The organism is Pseudoalteromonas sp. Z1A6 (genome assembly GCF_011378745.1).
In the GTDB taxonomy this organism is placed as follows: domain Bacteria; phylum Pseudomonadota; class Gammaproteobacteria; order Enterobacterales; family Alteromonadaceae; genus Pseudoalteromonas; species Pseudoalteromonas arctica.
This window is the reverse complement of sequence record NZ_WTKW01000336.1, coordinates 1-4,475: the sequence shown is the minus strand read 5'-3', so window position 1 is coordinate 4,475 and position 4,475 is coordinate 1. Positions and strand designations below refer to the sequence as shown.

General features: G+C 38.9%; 6 protein-coding genes. 1 reads left to right on the top strand and 5 read right to left on the bottom strand.

Annotated elements, in window-relative coordinates; translation table 11 throughout:
• Positions 1-112 precede the first annotated feature (112 nt).
• From GQR46_RS16610 to rplU, 5 genes are all read right to left on the bottom strand, one after another.
• Positions 113-490 carry a DUF3718 domain-containing protein gene (locus GQR46_RS16610; RefSeq protein ID WP_007586082.1) on the bottom strand — a complete coding sequence of 126 codons (378 nt, stop codon included), beginning with the start codon at positions 488-490 and terminating at the stop codon, positions 113-115.
• A 78-nt stretch (positions 491-568) separates the two neighbouring features.
• Positions 569-1,060, bottom strand: a complete 492-nt coding sequence (folA, locus tag GQR46_RS16605; RefSeq protein ID WP_165741569.1) for a type 3 dihydrofolate reductase — start codon at positions 1,058-1,060, stop codon at positions 569-571.
• Between the two features lie 73 nt (positions 1,061-1,133).
• Positions 1,134-2,291, bottom strand: coding sequence for an Obg family GTPase CgtA (cgtA, locus tag GQR46_RS16600; RefSeq protein WP_007586086.1), 1,158 nt, complete (start codon positions 2,289-2,291; stop codon positions 1,134-1,136).
• A 140-nt stretch (positions 2,292-2,431) separates the two neighbouring features.
• Positions 2,432-2,689 carry a 50S ribosomal protein L27 gene (gene rpmA / locus GQR46_RS16595; RefSeq protein ID WP_002957747.1) on the bottom strand — a complete coding sequence of 86 codons (258 nt, stop codon included), beginning with the start codon at positions 2,687-2,689 and terminating at the stop codon, positions 2,432-2,434.
• Between the two features lie 16 nt (positions 2,690-2,705).
• Positions 2,706-3,017, bottom strand: a complete 312-nt coding sequence (rplU, locus tag GQR46_RS16590; protein WP_002957748.1) for a 50S ribosomal protein L21 — start codon at positions 3,015-3,017, stop codon at positions 2,706-2,708.
• 422 nt (positions 3,018-3,439) lie between these two features.
• On the opposite strand from rplU, the gene ispB reads away from it, so the two are divergent.
• Entirely contained in the window at positions 3,440-4,411 is a 972-nt protein-coding gene (gene ispB, locus GQR46_RS16585) for an octaprenyl diphosphate synthase (RefSeq protein WP_007586099.1), read from the top strand.
• Positions 4,412-4,475 lie beyond the last annotated feature (64 nt).

Here is a 4,475-nt window from a genome sequence, read left to right as displayed (position 1 = left end):
GAGATTACATTAGCTAAATAAAAAAGCCTGAGATTGTTATTAATAACAACTTCAGACTAATCAATATTTAACAATACCTTACTGAAGGTAGAGTTATAAAACCTTTTTATAATTAAAGACCAGCGCGATCTTTAATCACTGCAATAAGTGGTGAGCTAGCAAAGTTGCCTTCAGCCCAAGCAATATCAGCACCATCTGTTAACGCACTTTTTGATAAGTTTTTAACTATATACTCACCAGTATCCACTGCATTACTAGCAACAGCATGACGTAATAAGTTATTACCATTACATTGTACTGCATCATAAATATTACGAATTTTTACACGAGAGCTTTTAAGCTTGCTGCGTAATCGGTTTTTATCGTCTGCCGCAATATATTCACAAATAGATACTGCTAATTGATCTTCAGCATTTGCAGGTGCTGTATACGAAAAAGAACTTACAGCGACAACAGCAGTAAGTGCAACTAGCTTTGGTAATTTAAACATGACAAACCCTTTATAATACTTTGTTCTTATATAGACTATCGAATATTATATCAATCTATCAAAAATTACGCAATAATGTTAATGTTCTTTATACAAAGTTACGAATTTATAACTAGATTTGTTTTTTTCATCAGGAAGGTTTTGTTGCTCTTCTTTCACGCCCCAATTAGCAACTTTATTGTAATCAGGAAACTGTGTATCGCCTTTAATATCTAAATCAATAAAGGTTAAATACAAGCGTTCTGCTTTTGGTAAAAATTGCTCATAAATATTACCGCCACCAATAATCATTACTTCTTCAACAGCACAAACCAGTTCTAGTGCGGCCTCTGGTGTGGTTACCACTTCAATACCCTGTGCAGTATATTCGCTGTTTCGAGTAATAATAATATTACGACGCCCAGGTAAAGGACGGCCTATTGACTCAAAAGTTTTACGACCCATGATCACAGGTTTACCCGTAGTTATTTTTTTAAAATGCTGAAGATCCGCAGGTAAATGCCATGGCATTTTATTATCTAGGCCAATTACACGGTTATTTGCCATTGCTGCAATCATTGAAATTATCATAATAAACACCTAGTACTTTATTCTTAAACAAAGAAAAAGGAGCATAAGCTCCTTTTTAATAAATTCTATTTAATTAACGCTCGTAGACAACTTCTACGTCGTAATCATCTTCATCCCAGTCGTCCCAATCATCATCATTGCCTTTACCTTTAGTGGCTTTTTCATGATAGGTATCCCACTTGAATTCAACTTCTTCATCTTCAACTTGTACAAACTTCTCTTTAGGCATGCTATCAAGTAGTGTCATTATGTTGTGGATTAAAGGTTGAGTATTAAGTTTATTAATTGCTGAAATGTGATAAATATTTTCAGTTTCGCCCAGCTCTTCTGCAATCGCTTCGCATAGCGCTTTTGCTTCATCTTCTGGTAATAAATCTATTTTATTAAACACTAACCAGCGTGGTTTTTCAGCTAATTTAGGACTGTATTGGTGTAGCTCGTTAATAATCGAGAATGCATTATCAACAGGGTTTGAACCATCTACCGGCATTACATCAATAATGTGCAATAACACACGACAACGCTCTAAATGCTTCAAGAAGCGAATACCTAGGCCTGCACCATCAGATGCACCTTCAATTAGACCCGGAATATCGGCTATAACAAATGATTTATTTGCTTCAGGACGTACCACACCTAAATTAGGAATAAGCGTCGTGAATGGGTAATCAGCTACTTTTGGTCTTGCTGCAGATACACTGCGGATAAACGTAGATTTACCTGCATTTGGTAATCCTAGTAAGCCTACATCAGCTAATAATAGTAACTCTAACTTTAAGTTACGTACTTCACCGGGTGTGCCCAATGTTTTTTGACGAGGTGCTCGGTTAGTACTTGATTTAAAACGTGCATTCCCCAAGCCGTGGAAACCACCTTTTGCAACCAAAATTCGTTGACCATCTTGAGTTAAGTCGCCAAGTCCCTCTTGGGTATCAACATCCATGATGCGCGTGCCTACAGGCACCATAACAAATAAGTCATCGGCTTTTCGGCCTGTACAGTTACGGCTACGACCGTTAGTACCACGTTCAGCTCTATGAAAGCGCTCAAACTGATAATCAATTAGGGTATTTAAGTTTTCATCAGCTTGTAGATAAACACTACCACCGTCTCCACCGTCACCGCCGTCTGGTCCACCATCTGGAACATATTTTTCACGACGGAAAGACACGATGCCACTGCCACCGTCTCCAGCTTCTGCGCGAATTTCTACTTCATCTACAAACTTCATGATTACTCACTTTAGGGATTGGCTTGTTTAATAACTCTATTATATACCCAAGCCAACACAAATGCAGGCTTGGGTATATATTTTGACTGACTACAAAACAAAAAACCCCGCAAAGGCGGGGTTTTTAACTACCTTACTGATTACTCAGTTACGATAGTTACGTATTTACGGTTTAAAGGACCTTTTTGTTCAAACTGAACTTTACCATCTGCTTTTGCGAAGATAGTGTGGTCTTTACCGATACCTACGTTAGTACCAGGGTGGAAACGAGTTCCACGCTGACGAACAATGATGCTACCCGCTAGAACTGATTCGCCACCAAAACGCTTAACACCTAGGCGTTTGCTTTCTGAATCGCGACCGTTACGAGTACTACCAGCTGCTTTTTTATGTGCCATTTCTAAGTACCTCTAATTAAGCGCTAATGCTAGTGATTTTAACTTCAGTGAACCATTGACGATGGCCCATTTGCTTACGAGAATGCTTACGGCGTCTAAATTTAACAACCTTAATCTTCTCACCGCGACCATGTGAAACAACCTCAGCTGTTATCTTGCCACCGTTTACGAACGGTACACCGATCTCGATTTTCTCACCATCAGCAACTAAAAGTACTGAATCAAATTCTACTGCCGCACCAGTTTCAACGTCTAATTTTTCAAGACGAATCGTTTGACCTTCAGTCACACGATGCTGTTTACCACCACTTTGGAAAACCGCGTACATAATTAACTCCGTCTGTGCACCCTCAAATCGGCGCAACTAAAATATTCTTCGATAGGGCGCGAAGTTTACGCTAACGCGAAATAACTAGCAAGCCTATTTTGTAATTAAAATGAATAAAAAGTAGCTGCTTTGAGAGCAATTCAATATTTACCCCATTTTATATTAATTAGCCCTTTTGCCAAGCGCTTTTTAACTCTTAGTCGAAATAAATTAATGTACTCAAATATGACCCTCACAGCTTAATATCTAAGCACACCACAAACTGTATATTGATTATCAATTGATCAGTTATCTTGGCTAATTCAGTCTAAATTAAGTACTTTAATAGTGTTTTTTCAATCAATCGTCACAAAATATCGAGCTAGTGCATTTTTTGTTGTACAATCTGCGCCGTTCACACATAAAAATTGGCTCGGAGATCAATGGATATAAAAGCTATCCAGGCGTTAATCGAAAGCGATATGAATGACGTCAATCAACTTATACATGCGCAAATGCGCTCAGATGTGGCGTTAGTTAATCAGCTTGGTTTATATATAGTTAGCAGTGGCGGCAAACGCGTTCGTCCAATGCTCGCGATTTTAGCAGCCAAAGCGCTCGGTTATCAGGGTAAAGATCACATAACACTTGCAACAATTGTTGAGTTTATTCATACAGCAACGCTATTGCATGATGATGTTGTAGATGAATCAAACTTACGACGTGGCACACCTACAGCAAATGCTGAATTTGGTAATGCTGCTAGCGTATTGGTTGGTGACTTTATTTACACTCGTTCATTTCAGCTTATGGTTGGCCTTGGAAAAATGCAGGTTATGCAAGTACTTGCCGATGCAACAAACATTATTGCTGAAGGTGAAGTATTGCAGTTAATGAACTGCAACGACCCAGATACGACCGAAGCCAGTTATATGCAGGTTATTTACTCTAAAACAGCTAAGTTGTTTGAAGCAGCGACAGGCCTTGCTGCCATTATTACTGAGCAAGACCAAACTACTCTCGATGCACTAAACCTATATGGTATGCATTTAGGTACTGCGTTTCAGCTAGTAGATGATGTACTCGATTACAATGCAGATGCTGAGCAGTTGGGTAAAAACATTGGTGATGATTTAGCTGAAGGCAAACCAACGCTTCCACTTATTTATGCTATGCAACATGGTAGCGAGCAGCAAACGCAGCTTATTCGTGATGCAATAGAGCACAGTAATGGTATGGAGCATTTAGAAGACATTCTATCGGCACTAAAGCAAACTAATGCGCTTGAATTTACAATGCAAAAAGCAGAGCTTGAAGCTGACAAAGCTATTGCGTGTTTAGACTTTTTAGCTGAGTCTGACTATAAGCAAGCACTCATAAGCCTTGCTCGTATTGCGGTTGACCGCGACCACTAGTTTTAACTAGTTACACAGTGTGAAATTAATTCTGAGCAATAAAAAAGCCTGCAAATGCAGGCTT